Source organism: Streptomyces sp. NPDC002884 (genome assembly GCF_040295245.1).
GTDB lineage: Bacteria > Actinomycetota > Actinomycetes > Streptomycetales > Streptomycetaceae > Streptomyces.
Window position 1 is genome coordinate 30338 of the sequence record NZ_JBEOVB010000018.1, and the last position, 23919, is coordinate 54256.

The following is a 23919-nucleotide window of genomic DNA, read 5'->3' on the forward strand; positions in this document are numbered from 1 at the left end:
TGCGGCCGACGACGGCCTGCGCGGTCGTCGGCCCCGTGGGGTACTGCTCGAAGCCGGGCGAGCGGCGTGCGGGTCCCGGTCACCGCGGACCGGGACCCGCACGGCCTGGCTCACAGGGTCAGCTCGGCTGGTCTCCGGTGTAGCGGTAGATGCCGCCGGCGGAGTTGACGACCCAGACGGTGCCGTCGGCGGCGGCACCGACGTCGCCCGCGCCGCCGGGGATGCCGGTCCAGGGGTTGGCGTCGTGGCCCGTGTAGCGGTAGATCTGGCTGGAGGCGTTGACGCCCCAGACGTTCGTCCGCGAGCCGACGGAGATGCGGGACAGGCCTCCCGAGACGGAGACCCAGTCGGTGGAGCCCTGGTCCCCGGTGTAACGGTAGATCCCTCCCGCGGAGTTGACGTGCCACACCGTCCCGTCCGCGGCCACACCGATGTCCACCGCCCTGCCCGGGATGCCGACCCACGGGTTCGCGTCGTGCCCGGTGTACCGGTAGATCTGCCCCAGGGAGTTCACCCCCCACACATGGGTCCGCGACCCCACCGAGATACGGGTTAACCCGCCGGCGACGCCCACCCAGTCGGTGGAGCCCTGGTCCCCGGTGTAACGGTAGATCCCTCCCGCGGAGTTGACGTGCCACACCGTCCCGTCCGCGGCCACACCGATGTCCACCGCCTTACCCGGGATGCCGACCCACGGGTTCGCGTCGTGCCCGGTGTACCGGTAGATCTGCCCCAGGGAGTTCACCCCCCACACATGGGTCCGCGACCCCACCGAGATCGTCGTCAGACCGCCAGAGATCTGCTTCCAGTCAGCCATGTCTGTGCCCCTTTCACGTCGCACGTTGCACCCGGTACATGCGGTGCGACCAGGACAACCAAACAGGGCTATATACCGATTGACCGCTCAAAATATCCAGAAATCGATGTTTGGTGCAGCCTCGCCCTCCGAGTGCACGGGAACCGGAAAGTCGGCGCCCGTTCCCCAAAGGCCAGAAACGCCGTAACCCACATGGAGGCACCACACCCTCAGCGAAGGGCCGGTGCGGGAACGCCGCCGTTCATCGCCTCCAGCCGCTTGATCTTCTTCCGCACCACGTACAGCGGGATCACCCCGAACACCCCGAACGACATGTCGATCACGCTCCACCAGAAGGGAATCCCCCGGATCGGTCCACAGATCAGCGCGAGCGGGATGATCCCGGCGCAGGCGATCATCGAGAACTCGACGACCCAGATATTGCGGACGGGGTCGCGGTAGGGGCCGTAGAAGGCGACGGCGATGACGAGATGGGCGAAGGCCAGCCAGTCCGTCCCGTAGAGGAGAAAGGGGTGGTCGGCGTCGGCGGTGTCGAGTCCGCGCCGCACGCGCCCGATCCACTCCATGAGGCCGGGCAGTTGCTCGGGGACGGACAGACGGCGCAACAACTCCTCGGCCCAGCGCAGCTCGTGCACCAGCGGGAAGGCGGTGGCGCCGCTGAGCGCCAGACAGACGACGAAGAGGGCCAACCATGCGCGGATGCCCTTCACCAGGGCGGCTCGGTCGCTCATGGAGGCAGCGTACGCCTACAATTGAACACGTTCAAAACCGGCCCTCCACTCGCAGGTCGCACGACGAACCCGACACGGCACGCACGGCCGACACGGGACACGCCACGCCGTGCGGCATACAAAATCCGGCCAGGCCGCAACTGCCGACGGCTGAAACTCGTCCCTTCCTCCCGAGCCCACGAGCTCACGGAGATCGCGGACAAGCAAGATGGGGGACGAACCATGAACCTGACGCCGAGGAAGAGCAGACGCAGACCGGGCGCCGTCCGGGCAGTCGTGCTGGGCGTGTGCGCCGCGGGCGCGCTGAGCCTCACCGGCTGCTCCGGTGACGGCGGCACGGCGAGCGCCGGCAGCGGCGTGAAGCCGAGCGCGACGACGGCGACCGGCACCGGCGACACGACGGGGGCGGACGCCGGCACGACGGGCAAGAAGCCCGGCGCGGAGCCCTCGACGAGCGCGGGCAGCGACGTCAAGTCGCCCAGTGTGGTTCCCATCGCCTCGAAGTCCCCGGCTCCCCCGACGGCGGGCACGGCGGGTGCTGCGGGCAGTGGCGGTGGTGGCGACAGCGGTGGCGACGACTGCGACCACAAGATGCCCATCTCCCCGGACGAGGTCGCGGTCTACCGCTACACACCGGAAGGGGGATCGCTGAGCCTGATCGTCAGGCACGGCAACTGGGGGTGCGGCACGCCCGACTCGGACGGCGCACCGTTCGAGACGGTCGGCAAGGAGACCTACATCCCGATGGACCAGGCCGCGGACGTCACCGTGACCAACCCCATCGTGGAAAGCACCGAGAACCAGCCCATCGGCGTCCAGGAGTTCCTCGACTGGCTCGAGGCACACCCGAACTCCGGACTGGTCTTCACCTACCACCTCGGCAGCGACGGGGCCATCGACCGCCTCGACGAGGTCTTCACCCCCTAGTCAGGGCTCTCGTCGCTGACGGCAGGAGCCGGTGTCTCGGGCGGGTGAGCCGTACGGGGCGGCTGACGCGCCGACCTGCCGTCAACCGGCACCGTCCCGGGACAGGTCTGCCCCGCGCCCTACCGTTCGCCCGTCCGCACCTGTTGACTGGTTCGCCGGCCGGACGAGCGCCTCGGAGGACCTGTGCTGATTCTGCTGGTGCTCCTGCTCGGCTGGGTCGTGCTGCTCACCGGGGGTGTCGGTCTGTCGTCACTGCAAGGCCCTCCCCGGGCGGCCCTGCGGTGGTGGATCCTCTACGTGTGCGCGCTCGCCGCGGTCATCACCGCGCTGGTCCTGGCCTGGCAGGCCCTGGACGCACACTGCGGCACCCACCCGACGAGCCGCCAGTGCCCGCCCTACCCCATCGGAGAATGACGCGCCCTCCCCCGGTACACGGCCACGGCCACCACCACGACCACGTCCACGCCGGGACATCGGGGATGCGCGAGGCCGAATCGGCTCAGGCCGCCCGGTCCCATCGCACGTGCAGGGTGCCGGGCTTGCGGAAGACCAGGCCGTACGGGGCCGCGGGGTGATCGGGGTCGAGGCGCAGGGCGGGGAGGCGTTCGAGCAGGTGCTGCAGGGCGATGCGGGCTTCCAGGCGGGCGAGATGTGCGGCGAGGCAGTAGTGCGGGCCGTGTGCGAAGGCCAGTTGGAGGCGGGCGTTCTCGCGACGGACGTCGAAGCGGTCGGGTTCGGGGAAGACGGCCGGGTCGCGGTTGGCCCCCGTCAGGGAGACGGTGACGAGGTCGCCGCGGTGGATCGTGGCCGGGCCGAGGACGGTGTCACGGGTGGCATAGCGGTCCACGACCGCCGCGCCGGGTTCGAGGCGCAGTGATTCCTCGATCGCCCCGTCCAGCAGAGCGGCGTCCGCCCGGACGAGAGCGAGTTGGTCGGGGTGCAGGAGGAGGTGCAGCAGCGCGTTGGTGATCATCGCCTCGGTGGTCTCGATGCCTCCGAACATCAGCACCGCGGCATTGGACGCCACCTCGGGCACCGTCAGCTGCCCGGCGGCGGAGACGAGGAGGGAGGAGGCGCCCCGGTCGGCGACGGTGACCTCCACCGCGGTGCGCAACCGCGCGTACGCCGCGACGCCCGCGGGCCCCGCCTCCTGGCCGGCGGTGATGTCCGAGACCGACTGCACGATGGAGTCGTACCAGGCGAGCACCGTGTCCCCGGTGGTGCCGACCAGCCCCAGCGCCTCGGTCACGACCGCGACCGCGAGGGGTCCGGCAAAGGCACGTCGCAGTTCGGCGGCGCCCGTCGGCTCCAGCGCGGTGACGAGTCGGTCGGTCTCCCGCTCGATGAACGCGGCGAAACCGTCGCGCACGGCCCGGGGGCGGAACGGAGCGGTGAAGGGCTCGCGGTGCCGGGTGTGGTGGTCGCCGTCGAGGGACAGCATGCTGGGGCCGACGACCTGCGCGGTGGAGAACCGGGGGTCGTCGACGGTGAAGGTCTCGGCGTCCCGCATCACGCTCAACGCGAGATCACGACGGGTCACCAGCCAGCCGCCCAGCTCGGGAAGCCAGGACACCGGCTCCCGCGCACGGAGCAACGCCAGCCGCGGATGCGGATCCCGGGCGAGTTCGGCGAGCGTGGTCGCGGCACCGAGAGGGCAGGAATCGACGACGCTCACGGCGCACTTCGGCCCGGCAGGGAGGAACGGTTCACGCTGCCGAGGCTAACAAACGGCTCCTGAGCTGCGGAGGCCGAGGGATCTTCGACGAAGCCGGCCGAGGTGGATCAGTGCTCTGCGCGGGCGGCGAGGCGGTTGATGTCAGGGTTGCGTACGACGGCGGGGGCGGTGCTGTCCGGCCGGGTGACGGCGAGCATGGCGCGGCCGACGGCCTCCGTGGTGGTGATGTGCCGGGGGAAGAGGCGCTTGAGCAGTGGGTGCAGGGCTGCGGTGGCGCGGTACATCGTGCGGTAGAGCGGGGTGCGGGAGACGGCGCCGTCGACCGGCTGGATGAAGCCGGGGCGGAACATGTAGGCGGTCCGGAGCAGGACTTGGAGGTCGTTCTCGGTGCGGCCCTTGACGCGGGCCCACATCTGCCGGCTCTTCCCGGTGGTGTCGGTGCCTTCGCCGGAGACGTAGACGAAGGTGAGTTCCGGGTTGGCGGCGAGCAGGGCGCGGGCGGTGGCCAGTGCGTAGTCGTAGGTGACACGGGTGTACTCCGCCTCGCTGCGGCCGACGGCGGAGACACCGAGGCAGTAGAAGCAGGCGTCCAGGTCGGCTAGTTCGTCCTGGATCGCCGTGTAGTCGGTGAAGTCGGTGTGGACGATCTGCCGCAGCTTGGGATGCTCCACGGCGAGAGGTGTGCGAACGACGGCGAGGACCTCGGTGACGGCGTCGTCCCGCAGGCAGGCGCGCAGTGCGCCGTGCCCGACCATTCCGGACGCTCCGAAGACGATGACGCGCACGAGTGCTCCTGGTGGTGAGGGATGGGTGCCCGGAGGCGGGTTTCAGGGGGTGGGTTTCAGGGGGCGAGGGTGGCGCGGGCGATCGAACCGGCGGCGAGGGTGGCCACCACGTCCCGCAGGGAGGCGGTGAAGTCCATCCTGGCCGCGGCCAGATCGGGGTCGGCCTCGTAGGCGGAGAGCATCGCGGGCGAGGGGCGGGAGTGGGTCCACACCGCGCCGATCGTCATGGTGATCGAGGCGGCCAGGCGGAAGGTCCGCTCGCCGAGGCCGGGCAGGTGGGCGTCGGCAAGGGCGGCGAGTACGCCGACGTTCGCGAGGGCGGCCCGCTTGTAGTGGGCGGCGGCCTGCGGGGAGGCGTTGTGCTCCAGCACGCCGGCCTGCGCGCTGAGCAGGTCGCAGAAGACCGTGCGTCCTGCCAGGGAGGCGGCCAGGGCGACGGCGAACTGCTCCGCCCGCCGCACCGGGGGCGCCTGGGGGTCGACCGCCCCGTCCAGTACTTCGGGCAGGTCGGCCGTCCACTGCTTCCAGGCCCGGTCCAGCAGCTCCAGCAGGATCACCTCGCGAGAGTCGAAGTACCGCAGTACGTTCGACTTGGCCAGCCCCACCCGGCGGCTCAGCTCGTTGAGGCTGATCTCGGCGACCGGCATCTCCTCGAGCATCGCGGCGGTGACGTCGAGGATCGACCGGCGCCGGATCTCCCGCTGCTCTTCGCTGCGCGCGCGCTGGAAGCTCGTCATGCCCCCACTTTACAGACCGCCGGTCCTTTGTCATCAGACCGGCGGTTTCTTATGTTCGGCACGGCCGCCAGACGCTGTCCCGCTTCGGCTGTTCGTCCGCGTCGTGGTGCGCGACCGACGCCCTGAGTGAGCCCATGCGGCCAGAACCCCGCACACACCGCCCACACCCCTCCGGTTGCGTCCCAACTCGGCCAACTATGCCGCCAGTTATGACTGAAAACACCAGTAACTCCGGCACAACCATCCGAAGGCGTCGCCCGTCACATAAGGCAGGAGTAACCAACTCCTAAGCACACAAGGGGGAAATATGCGTTTCACTCACTCCATACTGGGCGCCGCCGCACTGGCCGCTCTGTCGGTGGGGGTCACCACCGCCCTGGCGGCACCCGCGTCCGCGACGCCCAACACCACCCCGCAGAAAGTCTGCGGAAGCGGCTACAAGACCGTGAACTCCGCCGCCGTCGGCTCGCTGGGCACCGTGTACCTCGCCTACAACGCCGCCAACGCCAACAACTGCGTCGTCACCATCCGCAACAACCCCGGCACCGCCGTGGACATGTCCGCCTGGATCTACGTCCCGGACACCAACGAGGGCGACGACGACTTCGGGCGCTACACCTCGTACGCAGGACCCTCCTACGTCATCGGCAAAGGCCACTGCGTCGACTGGGGCGGCGGCATCGGCAACACCTACGTGCAGGTGATCGGCTCCAACTGCGGCTCCCTCAAGGAGACCCGGACCACCTACACCCGCTGACCCGCCCCACCCGGCAGACCGCCGGCCCACGCCATGCGACTGCCGACCGGAACACCCGCCGACCGTCAGGCCGGAGACCGCCGGGTCCGGCCGGTGGGCGCCATGGCGCGGGACGTGACAGAAGGCCGTAGCAGTCCGGCCGGCCCTGGCGGAACCCACCCGGTTCCGCCAGGGCAACCGCCCAGGATCCGCGGGTGGTGACGGGGTGGCGTGACCGACCGATGTCCGGCTCCGGGCGGCGGCGTGGTGACCGTGGGCCGGCGGGCGTGGACCGCTACTCGAACAGGCCGCGGTTCTCGCGGCTCCAGGCGAGTCGGCTGCCCAGTTCTTCCAGCAGACCGTCGCGGACCCACGTGGCCTGCGGCTCGTGCCCCTCGGAGGCCAGTCGGCGCACGAGGTCGATGTTCTGCCGTTGTCTGTCGATCACGGCATCCACGACGCCGACGGCCGTGGTGAGGCCGTAAGCCGTGCAGAACAGCTCCAGACGGCGTCGGCGGTCGGGCGCCTCCGTGAAGTGCAGCCACCTCAGGCACTCGACGTCATCGCGAAACGGGGCCACGTATTGCAGCGCGTAGGCCACATCGTGCAGCCGTGGCGCCGGGCGGGCGAAGTCCCAGTCGATGATTCCCACAGGACGGTTGCCCTGCCACACCACGTTCCACGGACCGAAGTCGCCGTGGCAGACCACGTGGTCCTCGTCGGCCTCGATGACGCCGTCGGCCCAGGCCGCCCCGCTCGGGGGTGAGAAGCCCACGGTCGCGTCGTGGTAGTCGCGCAGCAGCCGGGCGAAGGCCGCCAAGCCCCGGTCGTCCACCACTTCGGTCCAGCTCCGGGGCCCGGACTCACCGTCGATGTAGGTGAGCACCTCCCGGCCTTGCTCATCGAAACCCAGGGGCCGGGGTGCGTAGGGGAAGCCCACCGCTTCCAGATGTCCGAGCAAGGCGTGCACCGTCGATGTCCAGGACTGGACGGGGCGGCGAACGGTGTCTCCCACCCGTACCACCTCCCGGTGGGGCTGGTTCTGCAGCACTTCCTCGCTCGTCATGCCGGGGACGCTATCGCCCTCGCCGCCACCCTGGCCTCCCCATTTGCGGAGCGCGAGGGCCCGGCGGCCGGACACCTCCCGCGAGACGGCAGCCGGCGGGGAATCCCGAGCGGCTACGGCGATCACCGCCGTGCCGCGGCTGGCGAGAGTCGGCGGTCCGGGTTCGGGAAGCTGTGAGCCGAGGGGGGCTCAGCGCAGCCGGCGCACGCGTAGCACCACGTCGTCGGTGTGGTGCGCGCCGGCGCCGCCGTCGGGTGCCACGCGTGGCCGTTGCTCGTCCACCTCCACCTCCCAGTCGTCGTCGAGCAGTTCGGCGACCATGGAGGGCCAGACGTAGTCGGCCGGGTCGAAGCCGCCGTCGTCGGCGTGCCGGGTGTCCATCCCCGCGTGGTGCACGAGCAGCAGCACACCGCCGGGCGCGACGGCCGCGAGCAGCGCTCGCTCGGCGGCAGCGTCGGGGGTGCGCAGCAGGGCCGGGTACTGCGCGGAGACCAGATCGAAGGAGGCCGGCGGGAGCGCCGCCTCGGTGAGCGCGGCGTGTACCCAGCGAACGGCGAGGCCGGCGTCCCGCGCGTGCCCGGCCGCCCGCTCCAGCGCCACGCCGGAGACCTCGAGCGCGGTGACGTCCCAGCCGCCACGCGCGAGCCAGACGGCGTCCGCGCCCTCGCCGCAGCCGACGTCGAGCACCCGCCCCGGGGTGAGCCCGGCGGACTCGGCCACGAGCGCGCCGTTGGGGCGGCCGCTCCACAACTGCTGTCGGTCGGCGTACCGGTTGTCCCACTCCGCCCGTACCGCCGGGTCCCCGACGTATCCGTCGGCGGGCGCGGGGGTGTCGGACGCGGCTGATCCTGCTGCGATGTCGTCGGTCACTGGCCCACCGTCGCCCACCGCGTCCCGGGCTGCCACTCCTGTTGCCGGTCCGGCAAAAAAACGGCCTCCACTCGGTCCACGTGGTCTGCGCGCCTCCGTCTCTTTCGCGTTCGAGCCGACCGTCCCCGTCGCCGTCGCCCTGCTCGGCTACCGCGTTCTGAGTGGAGCCCACGGATTCTGTCCCATGTGGCGGGGATCACGTGGGAGGGAAAACCTGCGGCCGGTCCCGGGCGTCTAGCTGGCGTGAGATCAGTCAAGGCGGCGGCGCTGCACGAGCTGGACGAGGAGCGTCTCGTCCGGCTGGTGGCGAAAGGCGACCGTGCCGCGTTCGAGGAGCTGTACCGGCGTACGTCGCCGTGGCTGGCGGTGCGGCTGCGCCGCCGGTGTGTGGACGAGCAGATCGTCGCGGAGGTCCTGCAGGAGACGTATCTGGCGGTGTGGCGCGCGGCGGGTGCCTTCGCCGGGGCCGCGGTAGGCGGATCGGCCACCGGTTGGCTGTGGACGATCGCGGCGCGCCGTCTCGTCGACGCGTTCCGGCGCAGGGCCCACCACGCGGAGCCGCCGCCGGCCGCCGCCGTGCCCGACGCGGCGCCCGCCGCCGAGGAGGAGGCGCTGTCGGCGACCGTGGGCGGCGATGTCGGGGACGCGCTGCGGCGCCTCGCGCCGGAGTTGAGGCAGGTGTTGCAGGCGATGGTGCTCGACGGGCTGTCCGTCCGGGAGACCGCGGTCCTGCTCGGGCTGCCCGAGGGAACGGTCAAGACCCGGGCCCGCCGGGCCCGTATCGCGATGCGGAGGGCGCTGACATGAGCAGGGAACACGCGTCGGAGCGGATCATCGAGGGTTACGCGCGCGGCGGCGGGGACCTCACCGCCGACGAGGTGTGGGCCGTGGAGGCCCATCTGGAGACGTGCCGGGGGTGCCGTGACCGGCTGTCCGCCACCGTCGGGGCCCAGGTGCCCGCCGTGGCGGCGCTGGTGGACACCGTCTGGTCCGGCCTCGAACCCCAGTTGGCGGCCACCGCCACGATGCCGCGCGGACGGCGCCGGGCGGCGCCGCTGTCGAGATGGATGACGCCCTCGATGGTGCCGTGGCTGGCCATGGTCGTGGGCGTGACGCTGCTGGCCCTGCTGCTCGACCTGGCCGACACCGGCTCCGGCGAGGTGTCGCTGGTGCTGCTGTTCGCACCGGTTCTGCCCGTGCTCGGCGTCGCGGCGTCCTGGTCGCGCGGCCTGGACCCGGCGTACGAACTGACGGCCTCGGTGCCCAGGGCCGGGCTCCATCTGGTGCTGCGACGCACCGCGTCCGTGCTCGCCGTGGTCGTCCCCGCACTGCTGGTCGGCGGATGGGCGACGGGGGTGATGGTGGCTCAGTGGCTGCTGCCCTGCCTGGCCTTCACCGCGACGACGCTGGCGCTGGGCGGTGTCGTCGGTGTGACCCGCGCCGCCGTCGTCCTGGCCGCGGTGTGGGCCGCCGTGGTCGTGGCGCCGACCCTGGCCGCCAGCCGTACGTCCTTCGCCCTGCAGACGGGCGGTCTGCCCGTGTGGGGGCTGATTCTCGCGCTCGGCACCGGTGTCGTGATCGCCCGCAGAGGCGCGTACTCCGTGCTGGGAGCCCATCGATGAACATCGGAGAGGAACACCACATGACGTCCGCGGTGAGCGCGGCCGACATCGCGCCGACGGCCTACGCCTGGGAGATCAAGGCGACCGGGCTGAAGGTCAGGGTCGGCAGGAAACGGATGGCCGTCGACGGCCTCGACCTGTCACTGGGCATCGGCGTACACGGCCTTCTCGGCCCCAACGGGGCGGGCAAGACCACCCTCATCAGGACGCTGGCCACCGTGCTGCGCCCCACCGAGGGCACCCTGGAACTGCTCGGCGAGTCCGCCGGAGGCATGGGCGAGCACCGTGCGCTGCGCCGCCGGATCGGTTACCTGCCGCAGGAGTTCGGCTACTACAAACGGTTCACGGTGCGCGAGTTCGTCGAGTACATGGCGTGGCTGAAGGAGGTGCCGAAGGCGGAGATCCCCGGGGCGGTGCAGCGCGCCGTGGAGCGGGTGGGTCTGGCGGACCGCGCCGACGAGAGGATGAAGGCCCTGTCGGGCGGCATGGTGCGCAGGGTCGGCATCGCCCAGGCCATCGTCAACGACCCGACGATCCTGCTGCTGGACGAGCCCACGGTGGGCCTGGACCCGGCGCAGCGGCTGCGCTTCCGCGAACTGCTGCAGGAGTTGGGTGCGGACACCTGCGTGCTCGTCTCGACCCATCTGGTGGAGGACGTCGCCGCCGCCTGCACCGACGTGGTGCTCTTCGCGGAGGGCCGGCTGGTCTTCCAGGGCCCTCCGGACGAACTGGCCTCGATGGGCGGCCCCGAGCACGTGGGTGACAGCCCGCTGGAGCGCGGCTACTCGGCGCTGCTGCTCAACCCTGATCAGGCAAGGGGCACTTGGTGAACGTCTCCGTACTGCGTACCGAGTTGAGGCGCTCCGTCGCCCCGTGGGCCGGCGCCGTGGTCCTCACGAGCGCGCTGGCGTTCCTGTACCTGATTCCCGGATCGTGGTGGACGGGGACCACGGCGTGGACGGCCCAGTGGACGTCCATGGCACTGTGGACGCGCTCCCTGCTGTTCTACCTGTGGCCGCTCGCCGTGGGGTTCGGGGCGCTGCAGGGCCTGCGCGACCACCGCTCGAAGATGTCCGAGCTGCTGACGAGCACGCCGCGGCCCGCCCGGCACCGCGCGGCCGCGCCGGCGGGCGCGACGGCGATCACGCTGGCCTCGGCCTTTGCGCTCCTCGTCCTCGTGGGCGCGGTCCAGGTCGTCGCCAACACCGCCTACACGCACCTCGGATGGCTGCCGATCTCGCTGGTGGGGGCACTCTCTCTCGTCGCGGGGGCCGTACTGGGCATGGGGGCCGGGCGGGCCCTGCCCTCCGTGCTCACCCCGCCCGCGCTGACCATGGGCGCCTTCGTCTTCACGGCCCTGATGCAGACGTCGTTGGGCCGGACGGAGACGACCACGGCGACGGAGCTCCCGAGCACGGAGCCGAACCGGGTCTCCCTGCTGTCACCGACGGTGGACCAGGTGCGCCATGCACTCGTCACACTGTCCGCCTCCGTGCACATCGGGCAGACGATCTGGCTGCTCGGCATGGCCGCGACCGGCTTCGCGCTGCTCGTCGCCGCGACGCCGCGCGCCCGGCTGATCGCCCTGACGCCCGTCCTGGCGGGCGCGGCCCTCGCCCTGCTCGTCCTGCCCTCCGACCCGCGCCGGATGTATGTCGTCGACGAGGCCGCAGCGGAGCTGGTGTGCGACGGCCCGGTGTGCGTGACGAAGACGCAGCAGGCACGACTCACCGATCTCGCGGGCCCCGGCGAGGAGGCGCTGCGCCTGCTGCGAGGCGCCCTGGGCAGCCGGGCGCCGATGTCGGTCCGGGAGAACGCCACCGTGCTACCGGAAGGCTCCACGCCGCAGTGGTCCCGCAGGACCCTGCTCTTCGACTTCGACGACGACGTCATCGCCGCCGCGAAGGGCGAGGAGCTGACCCGGGCCCTGATCGCCCAGGGCATGGTGCCGGGGTGCGCCCCCGTCGGCTGGAGCAGCTTCGGGGGAGACGAGTTCGCGCAGACCGTCGCCGTGGGCTGGGTCCTCGGGGACCTCGAGCCGCTTCCCGGCACCTTGCCGCCGGGTCTGCGCCGCGAGGCCGACGCGCAGACCCGCCCGGTGTGGAAGGAACTCATGGCGCTGCCGCGGGCGGAACAGCTCTCGCGGATCGACGCGATGCGCGCCGCCGCGTTCTCCTGCGAGGGCGACGCGTTCGACGCGCTGAAGGGCGGTGCGTCCCGGTGAGATGGCTGACGCTGTACGCGCGCTCTCGTCAGGTCCCCGCGTCGCTCGTCGCGGTGGTGATCAGCGCGGTGGCGGTGTGGGCACTCGCCCGGGACGGCAGTGGGGGGCCCGGCGATCTCCGGCCGCCCGTGCTCGTCCTGGCCACGGGGGTGATGGCGGCCTCGATCGGGCTCAGCGGGCAGGACCTCGCGCTGGACCGGACGGCCGCGATCCGCTGGATGCTCCGCAGAGCGGCGCACGTGCTGCTCTGCGGAGCGGTCGTGGGCACGGTGCTCCTGACGGTGCAGGCCGTGGGCGAGGACATGGCCACCACCGCGTTCGTCGTCCGGGACAGCGCGGGCCTGATGGGACTGGCCGCCCTGGGCGCGGCGCTCTCGGACGGCCGGTACGCCTGGACGCCACCGTTCGCCTGGCTCTCGTGCTCGATTCTCGCCCCGCCCCCGACCAGTACGCCGATGCAGGTGGCGAGCTGGATGCTGCTGCCGCCCGGCACGGCGGCGGGCACCTGGACGGCCCTGGTCCTCGCGGTCGCCGGCGCCGCGGCCTACGCCGTCGCGGGACCGAGACGGTGACGACGGCAGCGGCGTCGCGTGCGGGATGCGCAGGCGGAAGGTGCCGCAGCCGTACGGGGCGGCGCCGGACCGGAGCAGCGCGGTCGGGCCACACCGGTCCTCGCCGCCGAGCTCCATCGCCCGCTTCGGCTCGGCCAGGACGGGCGTCGCCGAAGCCGGTCCGGACGGCGTTCCGCAGCTCAAGCGGCCGGAGCGGCTAGCGCGGCGTGGTCTCGTCGGCCCTGAACGGGCCGCCGTGGCCGGGCACGATCAGGTCCGCGGCGGTCAGCACCCGGAGCCGCGAGGCGCGCAACACCTCACGGTCGGGGGCCACCGGGTCGTCCGCCGGGCCCTCCGCGTGCCACCACAGGTCACCGGCGAAGGCGACCACGCCCGACTCCGTGCCCGCCAGCAGGGTGATGTCCTCGGCGCTGTGGCCGGGGGTGCGAATCAGCCGTAGCGACGGGGTGAGTTCGTAACCCTCCGCGTCCCGGTTTCTCCACTGATCGCCGAGGTACTCCACCTTGTGGTCGTGCACCCGGGCCCGTCCGAACAGGCCCACGTTCATCGTGTTGTCCGGGTGGTGATGGCTGAGCACCACGTCGGTGATGTCGTCGGGTCCGAGTCCCAACTCCGCGAGCGGGGCGAGGATACGGTCGCGATCCGCCACCATGCCGGGGTCGAAGATCACATGCCGGCCGGCGTCGGCTGTGTAGGAGACGGTGGCGGCGACTCCGGGGCCGGTGGAGCCGACGTATCCGGTGGTCAGGATCGTGTACACGGCGCTGCGGCCGAGCGGTGCGTCTGTCATGGCCTCAATCCTGCCGGGCAGGGCGGCCGTTCACGAGTGGCACGGTTGCCACTGATCGCAGGATCAGTGCCACACTGCGCGTGTGCCTCCTTTCACGACCGTCGCCGCGTACACCCCGCCCGGAGTCGGCATGCTCGCCGTCGGCATCGTCACCGAGGTCTTCGGCCCGCACGGGCCGACACTGCCCGGCTTCGACCTCGCCCTGTGCACCGACCGGCCCGGGCCGGTCCCCACCGACTTCGGCGTGCCGCTCACCGTCACGCACGGCCTGGACCGGCTGGCCTCCGCCGATCTGGTGATCGCCCTGCCAGGGGCCGGCTTCCGCACACCGCCCGCACCCGCCGTACTCGATGCGCTGTCGGCCGCGCACGAACGCGGCGCACTGGTCGCGGCCCACTGCGTCGGCGCCTTCGCACTCGCCGCCGCCGGACTGCTCGACGGCCGGCGGGCCACCACCCACTGGCGGTTCGCCGAACTGCTCGCCGACCGCCACCCGGACGTCACCGTCGAACCCGACGCCCTCTACATCGACGAAGGACGCATCATCACCGGCGCGGGAGCGGCCGCCGGCTTCGACCTCTGCCTGCACCTGCTGCGGCGGGAGTACGGAGCCTCGATGGCCAACGCCGTCGCCCGGGACGTGGTGCTGCCCTCCCACCGCGACGGCGGGCAGGCGCAGTACCTCGCCGCTCCCGTCCCGGAAGACTGCCGCGACGAGCGTCTCGCCGAGGTGCTCGCCTGGGCCCGCGAGAACCTCCACCAGCCGCTTCCCGTCGCGGAACTGGCCCGACGCGCCGTGATGAGCAAGCGCTCCTTCGCCCGCCGCTTCACCGCCGCGACCGGCACCACCCCCCACGCCTGGCTGCGGAGCCTGCGGCTGAGCAGCGCCGAGGAGTTCCTGGAGACCACGGACCTGCCCGTCGAGGAGATCGCCCGCCGCGTCGGATACGGAAGCGCGGCCGTCCTGCGCGAACAGTTCGTACGCCGCCGGGGGGTCCCGCCCCGCTCCTACCGCCGCTCCTTCACCACCACGCCCTCCGGGTGACGGGCGGCACGGCGATGAATGACGAAGGGGCCGGATCCCTCCGCCCGTCGACCCTGGCCTGGGTGGGCCGTCAGCTGGACGCCCGCGAACGGATCGTCGGAACCGAGGTGCTGCACGGCGGCATCACCGCCGAAATGCGACGGCTGACCGTCGGCACGCGGGACGGAGACACCCGGGAACTGGTGCTGCGGACGTTCGTCGACCCGTTCTTCGTGGAGAACGCCGAGGACCTGCTGAACTGCGAGGCCGACGCCCTCACCCTGCTCGCGGGGACGGGTGTGCCGGCTCCCGGGCCGGTCGCGGTCGATGCGACCGCCACGCACTGCGAGTATCCGTCGCTCCTGATGACGCATCTGCCGGGCCGGACGGTCCTCGACGACGAGGGACTGGAGGCGCGCATCCCCCTGCTGGCCCGTCAACTCGTGGCGATCCACGCGGTTCGACCGGCCGAGCGGCCCCAGCCGTACAAGGCGTGGACGACCGCCGACGCCGTCGTCCCTCCGGACGGCGCCGACGCGGCGGCATGGGCCGCGGCCACCGAGGTGATCCGCAGGCCTGCGCCGCGGTACGAGGGGCGGTTCCTGCACCGCGACTTCCACCCCGGCAACGTGCTCTTCGACATGACGTCCCCGAGCCCGACGGGCCTTCGGATCACCGGAGTCGTCGACTGGGTGCAGACCTCATGGGGCCCGGCGGACCTCGATGTGGCGCACTGCTCCACCAATCTCGCACTGCTGCACGGCCCCGCGTGGGGTCTGCGGTTCGCCGAGGCGTACGAGGAGGCCGGCGGGGTGCCGGCCGCTTCCGCGAGCGAGCGGCTGTACTGGCGGCTGCTGGACGTACTGGCCTTCGCGGGGGGCCTGCGGTGGGTGGCGCGGCCGTGGCAGGAGGCCGGAAGGGCGGAGCTGACGACGCGGGCCGTGGAGGAGAGGCTGGATGCCTACGTCGTCGCCCTGATGGACACGCCGGGCTGAGGCGGACACGGCGCAGGCACCGCATGCCATGCCATGCCTGCGGTGGTGAGGCTCAGTGCGGGGTGAGCATGCCTTCGCGCAGCCGGGCGAGGGTGCGCGACAGCAGCCGGGAGACATGCATCTGTGAGACACCCAGGTGTTCGCCGATCTGGGCCTGGGTGAGTTCCTCCACGAACCGCATGTGGATGATCTGCCGGTCCCGCTCGCCGAGTCCGGCGATCAGCGGGGCCAGGGCGTGGAAGTCCTCCACCAGTGCCAGCGCCTGGTCCTCGGCGCCGATGAAGTCCTGCAGCGCCGCTTCGCCGTCCTCGCTGCCGCCGATGGCGGCGTCCAGGGAGGAGGAGTTGTAGCCGTTCGCGGCGAGGCGGGCCTCGCACACCTCTTCCTCGGGAAGGCTCATCAGCTCCGACAGCTCCTTCACCGTCGGGGTGCGGCCCAGACGGCTGCGCAGTTCCTCCGTGGCGCGCGCGAGCTGGACGCGGGCCTCCTGAAGCCGGCGGGGCACGTGCACGGCCCAGGTGGTGTCGCGGAAGAACCGCTTGATCTCCCCCACGATGTAGGGGATGGCGAAGGAGGTGAACTCCGCTTCCCGGGAGAGGTCGAACCGGTCGATCGCCTTGATCAGGCCGATCATGCCGACCTGGACGATGTCCTCCATCTCCTCGGGACCTCGGCTGCGGAAGCGGCCGGCCGCGAAGCGGACCAGGGACATGTTCATCTCGATCAGCGTGTTGCGCGCGTACTGGTGCTCCGGCGTGCCTTCCTCCAGCACCGCGAGCTGGTCGAAGAACAGCCTGGACAGTTCGCGCGCGTCCCTGGGCGCGACGCGAGAGGGATCGGCGACCTCCGGCAGCTCCCGTGCCTTCGTCCCCGTAGCCGTCGCGCTCATGAACACCATGACGAACCCCTCCCACCATCGAAGCCGACCACCGCTGCCGGTGGATACGACCGGCGCACCGCGCGGTTACCCGCTCCTCCCGCATCCATGCCTGCGCTCACCCGAAGGTGGGAAACGACCTTTCCACCGCCGCCGCTCCGGCGGGCCCGGCGGCGGCGGGCCGCCTGCGGCGACCGCCAGACGAGAACAGGTGGGATTCATCGGCGCATGGGCAGTCGGGAGGGGCGGACACGTCGTACCGGCGTGCCGCCCGTCAGCTGAGGAGACCACGGCATGGCAGGACCGGAGGATACGCAGAGTCAGGGCAGACGGCTCCTGCCGGCGCCCGCCACCGAGGTCGCCGAGGTGCTGGAAACCATCGGGACCGGGGCCTACGTCGTCGACGAGCAGGGTCGCATCCTCGCCGTGAACTCCCACGCCGAACAGCTCCTGGACCGGCCCGCCGGAGATCTCCTCGGCCATGACGCGCACGACCTGCTGCACCGGGACGCCCATGGTCAGCCCTTGGCGAGAACTCGATGCCGTATGCGGCCGGCTTTCCACGCCGGGCGCACCGCGCAGGCCGACGAGGACTACTTCGCCCGCGCCGACGGCTCGGTGGTGCCCATCTCCTGGCTGATAGCCCCGTTCGATCTCGGCGAGTGCGAACGCGGCACGCTCGTCCTGTTCCACGCCCGGCAGCCGCGGGAGGCCGACGTGCGGCCGGAACCGGCGGCCACCCTGCTGCCGGACCTCGAACGGCTCGCGCTGCTGGCTGCGACCACCACGCAGCTGACGTCCACCCTCGACGTCGACGAGGCACTGCGGCGGCTGGTGACCCTGGTGGTGCCCCGGCTCGCGGACTGGGCCGTCATCGATCTGATCACCGAGCGCGACGAGGTGTGGCGCACCGTCGTCGTCGAGGCGGACGGTGACGCTCTGGTCGCCCACGAGGAGCTCCAGGGGCCGATGCCGCCGGTCCCCGAGGAGTCCCCGATGCCCTTGTCCAGGGCCCTGCGCGGGGTCGCCTCGACGCTGGCAGGGCCGCAGACCTACCAGGGGCCGCCGGACTCCGGTATCGCGGTCGAACAGCGCCGCCTCTTCGACGCCGCCGCGATCCACTCCGCGGCCATCGCTCCCATCCGCAGCACCCGCGCCGTCCTCGGCGCCCTGACCCTGGGCCGTGCCAGGCAGCCGGGGGACTTCAACACCGCCGACCTTCCCCTGATCGAGGACATCGCCCGCCGCGCCGGGCTCGCCCTGGACAACGCGCGCCTCTACCAGCGCCAGCGCAAGGTCGCCGAGACCATGCAGAACCATCTGCTGCCCCAGATGCCGCGCGTGTCCGGGCTGCAGATGGCGGTCCGGTACCTGCCCGCGCCCGACGCCTCGCAGGTGGGGGGCGACTGGTACGACGCCTTCTCCCTGTCCGACGGCGCCACCGCGCTGGCCGTCGGCGATGTCGTCGGACACGACCTGGAGGCCGCGGCCGGCATGGCGCAGGTGCGCAACATGCTCCGCGCCTACGCCTGGGCGTTGCCCGAGCCCCCCAGCCGGATCGTCGAACGCCTCGACGAGGCGGTCATGCACATCACCGACGTCACCATGGCCACCCTGATCCTCGCCCGGGTCGAAGAGGCCGACGAGGGCCGGTGGAAGCTGTCCTGGACCAACGCGGGCCACCCGCCGCCACTGCTGATCAGCCATGACGGCCTGGCCGACTACCTCACCGGCGGCCACGGCATCCTCCTGGGCACCGGGGTCGGCAAGCCCCGCACCGACGCCACCGCCCTGCTGCCGCCCGGAGCCACCCTCCTGCTCTACACCGACGGCCTGATCGAGGAACCCGGCCACACCCTCGACGAGGGCCTGCACCGACTGCGCCGGCACGCCGCCGCCCTCGCCCACCGCCCGCTGGCCTCCTTCACCGACCAGCTGCTGCACCGGGTCCGCCCCGCCGCCAACGACGACGACGTCGCCCTGCTCGCCTTGCGGGCGCCCGCTCGGAGGTGACCCACGCGCCACGGTGACGCTGTCGCTCCGTCTCCCGTCATCGCTTCGGGTCGGGTCTGGACTCGTCCGGTCGGCGGCTGTCGCCGTGCCAGTCCAGTATGAGGACCGTGGCGTCGTCCTTGAGGCTGCCGTGGCAGGCGTCGAGCACCGCGGCGGTCAGGCTCCGGACGGCTTCACGCGGGTGCAGCGCGCGGGTGTCGTGAACGACCGAAGCCAGGTCGACGGCCGCGGCGCCGCGTTCCTGCATTCCGTCGGTCAGCAGGACCAGGCGGTCGCCGGGGCGCAGTTGCAGTTCCTGCAGGCGGTAGCCGGTGGGTGCCAGCACTCCGAAGGGCAGGTTGACGGCGAGGCCGACCTCTTCGACGGTGCCGTCGCGCAGCCGCAGCGGCCGGGGGTGGCCTGCGTTGACCAGTTCGCACAGGCCTGTTGCGAGGTCGACGCAGAGCAGTTGTCCGGTGGCCAGGCCGCGGCTGTGGCTGAGCAGGGCCTCGTGGGCGTGGCGGGCTTGCCTGAGGGCGTCGCAGCCGCTGCGGCGTGCCCGGCGCAGTGCGCCGACCAGCAGGGTGGCCAGCAGGGCCGAGTCCGTGTCGTGGCCCATGGCGTCGGTGATGGACAGGTGCAGGGTGTCCCGGTCGAGCGTGTAGTCGTAGGTGTCGCCACCGATGTCGTCGGCCGGGACCAGCCCGGCGGCGAGGGTGAACTGGGCCGCCTCGCAGCACGGCGCCGAGGGAAGCAGCTGGTGCTGGATCTCCGCGGCCAGACTGGTCTCGGTGGTGCGCCGGCCCAGGTGGTACAGATCGGTGAAACGGCGGTCCGTGACGATGATGTAGGCCAGCGCGTGTGCCGCTTCGCGGACCTGCCGCAGCACGGTGTCGTCGGCGGACTGGAGGGTGACCTCCAGGACGCCGATGCAGTCGCCGCGGTTGGTGACCGGTGTGATGACGCGCCGTCCGCCCTGGCCGTCCGGTTCCACATGCTGGCGCTGGCTGCGCAGAACGCCGTCGTAGACGCTGCCGTGCAGATCGATCGGCTCGCCGTCGTCGGCGGGCTCGCCGCCGGCCGCGGCGAGGCGGACCAGCCGCTGACCGATGAGGTCGACGAACAGGAACGACACGCGCTCGGCACCGAACCGCTTCTGCAGATCGTGTGCCACCACATCGACGGACTCACCGGGCGGGGCTGCTTCCGCAGCGGCCAGCAACTCGCCCAGTTCCAGATCTCCACCCTCCACGACAACCTCCTATCGGTTGCCGCAACTTCTTCCCCGAGTCTCCGCAACATCACCTGATGTGCCCATCTTGGCTGGTCAGGACAGCGGGTCGGGTCGGGGTGAGCAGGTCCTGGGTCCGTCGGGCGGCGCCTTTCCGGCCGCGCGGCTCACGGAACGGCGGAGCCGCCGGCGGCCAACTCGCCTGGGCGGCCGGGCAGGAGCGGCCCCCGCAGCGGGATCAGCTCAGCGAGGCGAGCGTGAAGTGCCGCAGCTCCAGCGGTGCGACGAGGTACTCGTCCTCGCCCGGCAGAACCACGGGCTGGTCACGCCAGTGCTCGCCGGCGTAACCGACCAGGTCCTGCTCGCTGCGCCAGCGACTCACGTACAGCAGCGAATCGGGCGGCGCGAGCAGGACCTCGTGGCCGACGAGCCCTGGGTGGCGGCCGGGAAACTCGCGCACCGCGGAGACGATCATGTCGCGGAATTCCTCGAACCGTTCAGGACGTACGCGTGCCTCACTCACCCTGATGATCACGGTCGTCAGCGTGTCACGCGAGCAGACGCGGCGCCACCTTCCCGCCGACTGCTCCGGCGCCCTCCCCTCGCCGGGATCGGGCCGTTGCCCGCGGACCGGACGCCGGTACGAGACGGCCGTCGTCAGGCCGCCGGGACCTGTCCGACCTCCGTCGAGGCCTCGGCCCCCGACGAAGTGATCACCTCGGATCCTCCGCTCCCGCGGTCCGTGAAGCCGCTGAGGAGGGCGAGTCCGAGGCCGCCGGCGGCGAGGGTCGCGCCGACCAGGGCGGGCGAAGCCCAGCCCCAGCCCGCCGAGATGGCCAGGCCGCCGAGCCAGGCGCCGCCCGCGTTGGCCAGGTTGAAGGCGGAGTGGTTGGAGGCCGCCGCCATCGTCGGGGCGTTCTTCGCCTTGGCCATGAGCAGCATCTGCACGGGTGTGGTGACCAGGGCGCCCATCGCGCCCATGAACGCGAGTGTCACCAGGGCGGGAACGGTGCTGTGGACCGTGAAGTAGAACGTCACCAGCGCCGCGCCGAGCAGGGCGAGCCCTCCGTACAGCGTCGGGCGCAGGGCACGGTCGGTCAGCGGGCCCGCGATCAGCGTGCCCACCGTCATTCCGACGCCGTAGAGCGCGAGGACCCAGGTGGTGGAGGAGTCGGAGAAGCCGGTCAGATGCGTCAGGATCGGCACCAGGTAGCTGTAGACGGCGAAGAAGCCGCCGAATCCCACGACGGCGATGGCCAGGCCGAGCGCGACCTGCCTGTTCGCCATCGCCCGCAGCTCGTGCCGGATGCCGGCCTGGTCGCTGCGCGGGTGATGGGGGACGAAGGCGGCCAGCGCGGCGAGGGCGACGAGACCGATGACGGCGACCGCGCAGTAGGCGTACCGCCAGCCCAGTTGCTGCCCGAGGGCCGTGCCGGCCGGGACGCCGACGATGTTGGCGATGGTGAGTCCGAGGAACATCCTCGACACGGCCCGCCCGGCTCGTTCGGGGGCGACCAGCCGGGAGGCGACGACGGCGCCCACGCCGAACAGCGCTCCGTGGGGCAGGCCCGCGAGGAATCGTGCGGCGAACAGCAGACCGAAGCTGGGCGCGAGGGCGGACGCGACGTTGCCGACCACGAACAGCCCGGACAGCAGGAGCAGGAGTCGCTTGTGGGCGATGCGCGCGCCCATGCCCGTCAGCAGGGGGGCGCCGACGACGACGCCGAGCGCGTAGGCGGAGACGATGTTGCCGGCGTGCGGCACGGACACGCCGACCCCGTCGGCGATCTGGGGCAGCAGCCCCATCGTGGCGAACTCGGTCGTACCGATACCGAACGCGACGAGTGCAAGGGCCAGCAGGGCCAGTGGCATGGAGCGGGAGTACCTTTCGCGGGCGGCGGTCCGGATGCGGCGGAGCAGGCGGGACCACGGGTGTCCTGCTCCTGTGGCCAGTCGCGCCGGCCACCGTTGCCCGGTGCGCCCCCCAGGACAGGGGAGGCCCACAAGCAATGCAGCCGCGGCACGGGCTCACGCATTCCACGATCGGGCGACAGGAATTATGGCCTCCGTCACACTCCGCCGGGCGGACTCCCCCGACCTCGGCTCCGTGCGAGGTGCTTCGTGCTCCGTGCGAGGTGCTTCGTGCCCCGTGGCCGTGCGAGGTGCTTCGTGCGAGGTGCTCCGGGCTCCGGGCCGGCAGCCGGCCCGGGGCGCTCCGTCGGTGAGGTTGCCCGGCCGGCCAGGGGGACGGGGCAGCGGGTGGCCGGCCGGGGTGTGCGCTCGGGGAAGCGGTCAGTGGTGCTGGAATCCGAGCTGGTTCGCGGCGGCGTCCACGGTCTGGGCGAGCAGGACCGCGATGGTCATCGGCCCGACGCCGCCGGGCACCGGGGTGATCAGACGGGCCCGGGTGAGGGCGGTGTCGAAGTCCACGTCGCCCACGTTGCCCGGGTTGTACCCGGCGTCGATGACCACCGCGCCGGGCTTGACGTCCTCGCCCCGGATCAGCCGGGGCCGCCCCACGGCCGCCACCACGACATCCGCTTCCCGCACGATCGCCGGGAGGTCCGCCGTGCGGGAGTGGCAGTAGGTCACCGTCGCGTCCTGGGCGAGCAGCAGCATCCCCACCGGTCTGCCGAGAATCGCGCTGCGGCCCACCACGACGGCGTGCTTGCCGGTGAGGTCGACGTCGTAGGCCTCCAGCAGTCGCATGATCCCGCCCGGGGTGCAGGACACGAAGCCGGGCAGCGCGAAGCTCATCGCGGCGAAGGAATGCGTCGTGACCCCGTCGACGTCCTTCTGCGGGGCGATGGCCTCGAACGCCGCTCGCTCGTCGATGTGCGGGCCGCAGGGATGCTGGAGCAGGATGCCGTGCACGTCCGGATCCTCGGACAGGCCGGCGAGGGTGTCGATCAGCTCGGCCGTCGTGGTGGTGGCGGGCAGCGCGATGTGCCGGGACCGGATGCCTGCCTTCGCGCACCGCGCCCGCTTCATACGGACGTACGTGACCGAAGCGGGATCCTCTCCGACCAGCACCGTCGCCAGACAGGGACTGGTCCCCGTGCGCCGTGAGATCTCCGCAGCCTTGGCGGCAGCCTCTTCGACGATGCGTCCGGCAGGGCCGGTGCCGTCCATGAGCTGGGCCGTCCGAGTCAGGGACATGGTTGCCCTCCGGGGTGTGGTTGACCACTCGCCCAGGCGCACGGCAACAACGACGTCTCGTCAGACCGCTCCCCGGTGGTGCTCCACCTCAGCGCCAGTCACGGCCCACTCGCACTGTAGTGGACGGCGTACGGGCACGCGCCGGCCGCGAGGACGAAGGGCTGTGGCCAGTCACACGGCACGCTCCATGCAGATCAGTTGGGCCCGTGTCTCCCACGACTCGACGACGGTGAAGCCGAAGCGCTCGTACAGGGCGACGGCGCTCGTCCGCCACCTCCACACCGACAGCCGCACCGTCTTGACGCCGTTCTCCGCGGAATGCGCCAGCGCGGCACCGACCAGGCCCGACGCGACACCCCGGCCCCGGAATGACGGGTCCGTCCAGAGTCTTTTGATCTCCGAGCGCCCGTCGACGGGGGCCGTCACCACGAGGCAGCCCACGGCCGTGTCACCGCTCAGGGCCATCAGCACGACATCGTCCGCGAACGCGGCCCACGGGTCCGCGATCTCTGCCCGGTAGCGCTCCGGAAGCCCGTCCACATCCGCCACGCCGACGCCCTTCTCGGCCTCCGTCCGCAGGTGGTAGGCCGCCAGCAACTCGGCCAGCCGGTCCGCCGAAGGTCCCTGACCCGACCGGCGGACGATGACGACCTCGCGTCGATCGGTCATCGCGCCGGCGTCACACGGCCCGTACCGGACCCCGGCCGGTCCTCGAAGCCCCAGCTGTGGATCCGCCTCGGGTGGACGCGGATCACCTCCTCGCTGAAGTGCGGCCCCAGCTCATGGGGACCGGTGTGGAGTTCGGCCTCGCCACGGATGTCCACACCGCGCACCTTCCAGGGCTGCAGGCTCACGATGTCGTCCACGACGAGCGCGACCTTCGGGTTCTTGCGAAGATTGCGCCACTTCTTCGTCTGTCCCATCGCGTACCCGCCGATCAGGATCGTGCCGTCCTCCTGCAGGAAGAACGCCACGGGATTGGCCTGCGGCTGCCCCGACGGGTCGACCGTCGCCAGGCGCCCCAGTCGCTGTGCCACCAGGTACGCACGCTCGGTCGCGCTGAATTCGGTCATGGCAGCAGCCAAGCAC

Annotated in this window: 26 protein-coding genes and 1 riboswitch; of the genes, 11 read left to right on the forward strand and 15 right to left on the reverse strand. The window is 71.8% G+C overall.

Annotated elements, in window-relative coordinates:
- Window positions 1–118: 118 nt before the first annotated feature.
- Both ABT070_RS29455 and ABT070_RS29460 read right to left on the reverse strand, forming a co-directional pair.
- A complete protein-coding gene (locus tag ABT070_RS29455) occupies window positions 119–817 on the reverse strand; it encodes a tectonin domain-containing protein (protein ID WP_351764910.1) in 699 nt (232 codons plus the stop codon).
- A 209-nt stretch (window positions 818–1026) separates the two neighbouring features.
- The gene (locus ABT070_RS29460) at window positions 1027–1548 is read right to left on the reverse strand and encodes a hypothetical protein (RefSeq protein ID WP_351764911.1); all 522 of its coding nucleotides are present in this window, start codon (window positions 1546–1548) and stop codon (window positions 1027–1029) included.
- 222 nt (window positions 1549–1770) lie between these two features.
- On the opposite strand from ABT070_RS29460, the gene ABT070_RS29465 reads away from it, so the two are divergent.
- Together ABT070_RS29465 and ABT070_RS29470 are read left to right on the forward strand one after the other, a co-directional pair.
- Window positions 1771–2475 carry a hypothetical protein gene (locus ABT070_RS29465; protein ID WP_351764912.1) on the forward strand — a complete coding sequence of 235 codons (705 nt, stop codon included), beginning with the start codon at window positions 1771–1773 and terminating at the stop codon, window positions 2473–2475.
- Between the two features lie 183 nt (window positions 2476–2658).
- Window positions 2659–2889, forward strand: a complete 231-nt coding sequence (locus tag ABT070_RS29470) for a hypothetical protein (RefSeq protein WP_351764913.1) — start codon at window positions 2659–2661, stop codon at window positions 2887–2889.
- An 85-nt stretch (window positions 2890–2974) separates the two neighbouring features.
- Here the strand turns inward: ABT070_RS29470 and ABT070_RS29475 are convergent, their stop codons facing one another.
- The 3 genes from ABT070_RS29475 to ABT070_RS29485 all read right to left on the reverse strand — a co-directional run bounded on the left by ABT070_RS29475 (window position 2975) and on the right by ABT070_RS29485 (window position 5672).
- Entirely contained in the window at window positions 2975–4150 is a 1176-nt protein-coding gene (locus ABT070_RS29475) for a cytochrome P450 (RefSeq protein WP_351764914.1), read from the reverse strand.
- A gap of 107 nt (window positions 4151–4257) precedes the next feature.
- Window positions 4258–4935 carry an NAD-dependent epimerase/dehydratase family protein gene (locus tag ABT070_RS29480; RefSeq protein WP_351764915.1) on the reverse strand — a complete coding sequence of 226 codons (678 nt, stop codon included), beginning with the start codon at window positions 4933–4935 and terminating at the stop codon, window positions 4258–4260.
- A gap of 56 nt (window positions 4936–4991) precedes the next feature.
- Window positions 4992–5672 carry a TetR/AcrR family transcriptional regulator gene (locus ABT070_RS29485; RefSeq protein ID WP_351764916.1) on the reverse strand — a complete coding sequence of 227 codons (681 nt, stop codon included), beginning with the start codon at window positions 5670–5672 and terminating at the stop codon, window positions 4992–4994.
- A gap of 307 nt (window positions 5673–5979) precedes the next feature.
- On the opposite strand from ABT070_RS29485, the gene ABT070_RS29490 reads away from it, so the two are divergent.
- Window positions 5980–6429 (forward strand): spore-associated protein, encoded by a 450-nt coding sequence (locus ABT070_RS29490; protein ID WP_351764917.1) that lies wholly within the window; start codon window positions 5980–5982, stop codon window positions 6427–6429.
- A gap of 274 nt (window positions 6430–6703) precedes the next feature.
- Here the strand turns inward: ABT070_RS29490 and ABT070_RS29495 are convergent, their stop codons facing one another.
- Together ABT070_RS29495 and ABT070_RS29500 are read right to left on the reverse strand one after the other, a co-directional pair.
- A complete protein-coding gene (locus ABT070_RS29495; RefSeq protein ID WP_351764918.1) occupies window positions 6704–7474 on the reverse strand; it encodes an aminoglycoside phosphotransferase family protein in 771 nt (256 codons plus the stop codon).
- 189 nt (window positions 7475–7663) lie between these two features.
- On the reverse strand, window positions 7664–8344 hold the full coding sequence (locus tag ABT070_RS29500; protein WP_351764919.1) for a class I SAM-dependent methyltransferase: 681 nt from the start codon (window positions 8342–8344) through the stop codon (window positions 7664–7666).
- Between the two features lie 243 nt (window positions 8345–8587).
- On the opposite strand from ABT070_RS29500, the gene ABT070_RS29505 reads away from it, so the two are divergent.
- Genes ABT070_RS29505 through ABT070_RS29525 form a run of 5 tightly spaced genes read left to right on the forward strand, consistent with a single transcriptional unit; the run spans window position 8588 to window position 12762 of the window.
- Window positions 8588–9151 carry an RNA polymerase sigma factor gene (locus ABT070_RS29505; RefSeq protein WP_351764920.1) on the forward strand — a complete coding sequence of 188 codons (564 nt, stop codon included), beginning with the start codon at window positions 8588–8590 and terminating at the stop codon, window positions 9149–9151.
- Window positions 9148–9966, forward strand: a complete 819-nt coding sequence (locus ABT070_RS29510) for a zf-HC2 domain-containing protein (protein ID WP_351764921.1) — start codon at window positions 9148–9150, stop codon at window positions 9964–9966. Before ABT070_RS29505 ends, ABT070_RS29510 begins: the two co-directional genes overlap by 4 nt.
- A complete protein-coding gene (locus ABT070_RS29515; RefSeq protein WP_351764922.1) occupies window positions 9963–10796 on the forward strand; it encodes an ABC transporter ATP-binding protein in 834 nt (277 codons plus the stop codon). The genes ABT070_RS29510 and ABT070_RS29515 overlap by 4 nt, the downstream gene beginning before the upstream one ends.
- Window positions 10793–12190, forward strand: a complete 1398-nt coding sequence (locus ABT070_RS29520; RefSeq protein WP_351764923.1) for a hypothetical protein — start codon at window positions 10793–10795, stop codon at window positions 12188–12190. The genes ABT070_RS29515 and ABT070_RS29520 overlap by 4 nt, the downstream gene beginning before the upstream one ends.
- The gene (locus ABT070_RS29525; protein WP_351764924.1) at window positions 12187–12762 is read left to right on the forward strand and encodes a hypothetical protein; all 576 of its coding nucleotides are present in this window, start codon (window positions 12187–12189) and stop codon (window positions 12760–12762) included. Before ABT070_RS29520 ends, ABT070_RS29525 begins: the two co-directional genes overlap by 4 nt.
- A gap of 196 nt (window positions 12763–12958) precedes the next feature.
- Here the strand turns inward: ABT070_RS29525 and ABT070_RS29530 are convergent, their stop codons facing one another.
- On the reverse strand, window positions 12959–13552 hold the full coding sequence (locus tag ABT070_RS29530; RefSeq protein ID WP_351764925.1) for an MBL fold metallo-hydrolase: 594 nt from the start codon (window positions 13550–13552) through the stop codon (window positions 12959–12961).
- 130 nt (window positions 13553–13682) lie between these two features.
- Between ABT070_RS29530 and ABT070_RS29535 the strand changes: the two genes are divergently transcribed.
- Window positions 13683–14597 carry a GlxA family transcriptional regulator gene (locus tag ABT070_RS29535; RefSeq protein WP_351765078.1) on the forward strand — a complete coding sequence of 305 codons (915 nt, stop codon included), beginning with the start codon at window positions 13683–13685 and terminating at the stop codon, window positions 14595–14597.
- A 14-nt stretch (window positions 14598–14611) separates the two neighbouring features.
- Window positions 14612–15571, forward strand: a complete 960-nt coding sequence (locus tag ABT070_RS29540) for a phosphotransferase family protein (RefSeq protein ID WP_351764926.1) — start codon at window positions 14612–14614, stop codon at window positions 15569–15571.
- Between the two features lie 52 nt (window positions 15572–15623).
- Here the strand turns inward: ABT070_RS29540 and ABT070_RS29545 are convergent, their stop codons facing one another.
- The gene (locus ABT070_RS29545) at window positions 15624–16469 is read right to left on the reverse strand and encodes an RNA polymerase sigma factor SigF (RefSeq protein ID WP_351764927.1); all 846 of its coding nucleotides are present in this window, start codon (window positions 16467–16469) and stop codon (window positions 15624–15626) included.
- Between the two features lie 273 nt (window positions 16470–16742).
- Here ABT070_RS29545 and ABT070_RS29550 point away from each other — a divergent pair, with 273 nt between their 5' ends.
- Window positions 16743–18461, forward strand: coding sequence for a SpoIIE family protein phosphatase (locus ABT070_RS29550; RefSeq protein ID WP_351764928.1), 1719 nt, complete (start codon window positions 16743–16745; stop codon window positions 18459–18461).
- A gap of 37 nt (window positions 18462–18498) precedes the next feature.
- Here the strand turns inward: ABT070_RS29550 and ABT070_RS29555 are convergent, their stop codons facing one another.
- The 6 genes from ABT070_RS29555 to ABT070_RS29580 all read right to left on the reverse strand — a co-directional run bounded on the left by ABT070_RS29555 (window position 18499) and on the right by ABT070_RS29580 (window position 23903).
- Entirely contained in the window at window positions 18499–19692 is a 1194-nt protein-coding gene (locus ABT070_RS29555; RefSeq protein ID WP_351764929.1) for a PP2C family protein-serine/threonine phosphatase, read from the reverse strand.
- Between the two features lie 217 nt (window positions 19693–19909).
- Window positions 19910–20206, reverse strand: coding sequence for an antibiotic biosynthesis monooxygenase family protein (locus tag ABT070_RS29560; protein ID WP_351764930.1), 297 nt, complete (start codon window positions 20204–20206; stop codon window positions 19910–19912).
- 122 nt (window positions 20207–20328) lie between these two features.
- Window positions 20329–21543 carry an MFS transporter gene (locus tag ABT070_RS29565; protein ID WP_351764931.1) on the reverse strand — a complete coding sequence of 405 codons (1215 nt, stop codon included), beginning with the start codon at window positions 21541–21543 and terminating at the stop codon, window positions 20329–20331.
- Window positions 21544–21963: 420 nt separating this feature from the next.
- Window positions 21964–22830, reverse strand: a complete 867-nt coding sequence (locus tag ABT070_RS29570; RefSeq protein WP_351764932.1) for a bifunctional 5,10-methylenetetrahydrofolate dehydrogenase/5,10-methenyltetrahydrofolate cyclohydrolase — start codon at window positions 22828–22830, stop codon at window positions 21964–21966.
- Window positions 22831–22853: 23 nt separating this feature from the next.
- Window positions 22854–22942: riboswitch (ZMP/ZTP riboswitch) on the reverse strand.
- A 59-nt stretch (window positions 22943–23001) separates the two neighbouring features.
- Window positions 23002–23499, reverse strand: coding sequence for a GNAT family N-acetyltransferase (locus ABT070_RS29575; RefSeq protein ID WP_351764933.1), 498 nt, complete (start codon window positions 23497–23499; stop codon window positions 23002–23004).
- Window positions 23496–23903 (reverse strand): PPOX class F420-dependent oxidoreductase, encoded by a 408-nt coding sequence (locus ABT070_RS29580; RefSeq protein WP_351764934.1) that lies wholly within the window; start codon window positions 23901–23903, stop codon window positions 23496–23498. The genes ABT070_RS29575 and ABT070_RS29580 overlap by 4 nt, the downstream gene beginning before the upstream one ends.
- Window positions 23904–23919 lie beyond the last annotated feature (16 nt).

Bases quoted from the DNA above. Each gene is read 5' to 3' on its own strand.
- ABT070_RS29575 (WP_351764933.1), bottom strand. From the start codon at position 23,499: ATGACCGATCGACGCGAGGTCGTCATCGTCCGCCGGTCGGGTCAGGGA.
- ABT070_RS29550 (WP_351764928.1), top strand. From the start codon at position 16,743: ATGGCAGGACCGGAGGATACGCAGAGTCAGGGCAGACGGCTCCTGCCG.
- ABT070_RS29570 (WP_351764932.1), bottom strand. From the start codon at position 22,830: ATGTCCCTGACTCGGACGGCCCAGCTCATGGACGGCACCGGCCCTGCC.
- ABT070_RS29515 (WP_351764922.1), top strand. From the start codon at position 9,963: ATGAACATCGGAGAGGAACACCACATGACGTCCGCGGTGAGCGCGGCC.
- ABT070_RS29495 (WP_351764918.1), bottom strand. From the start codon at position 7,474: ATGACGAGCGAGGAAGTGCTGCAGAACCAGCCCCACCGGGAGGTGGTA.
- ABT070_RS29510 (WP_351764921.1), top strand. From the start codon at position 9,148: ATGAGCAGGGAACACGCGTCGGAGCGGATCATCGAGGGTTACGCGCGC.
- ABT070_RS29580 (WP_351764934.1), bottom strand. From the start codon at position 23,903: ATGACCGAATTCAGCGCGACCGAGCGTGCGTACCTGGTGGCACAGCGA.
- ABT070_RS29545 (WP_351764927.1), bottom strand. From the start codon at position 16,469: ATGGTGTTCATGAGCGCGACGGCTACGGGGACGAAGGCACGGGAGCTG.
- ABT070_RS29535 (WP_351765078.1), top strand. From the start codon at position 13,683: ATGCTCGCCGTCGGCATCGTCACCGAGGTCTTCGGCCCGCACGGGCCG.
- ABT070_RS29565 (WP_351764931.1), bottom strand. From the start codon at position 21,543: ATGCCACTGGCCCTGCTGGCCCTTGCACTCGTCGCGTTCGGTATCGGT.
- ABT070_RS29455 (WP_351764910.1), bottom strand. From the start codon at position 817: ATGGCTGACTGGAAGCAGATCTCTGGCGGTCTGACGACGATCTCGGTG.
- ABT070_RS29460 (WP_351764911.1), bottom strand. From the start codon at position 1,548: ATGAGCGACCGAGCCGCCCTGGTGAAGGGCATCCGCGCATGGTTGGCC.
- ABT070_RS29465 (WP_351764912.1), top strand. From the start codon at position 1,771: ATGAACCTGACGCCGAGGAAGAGCAGACGCAGACCGGGCGCCGTCCGG.
- ABT070_RS29530 (WP_351764925.1), bottom strand. From the start codon at position 13,552: ATGACAGACGCACCGCTCGGCCGCAGCGCCGTGTACACGATCCTGACC.
- ABT070_RS29490 (WP_351764917.1), top strand. From the start codon at position 5,980: ATGCGTTTCACTCACTCCATACTGGGCGCCGCCGCACTGGCCGCTCTG.
- ABT070_RS29485 (WP_351764916.1), bottom strand. From the start codon at position 5,672: ATGACGAGCTTCCAGCGCGCGCGCAGCGAAGAGCAGCGGGAGATCCGG.
- ABT070_RS29540 (WP_351764926.1), top strand. From the start codon at position 14,612: ATGAATGACGAAGGGGCCGGATCCCTCCGCCCGTCGACCCTGGCCTGG.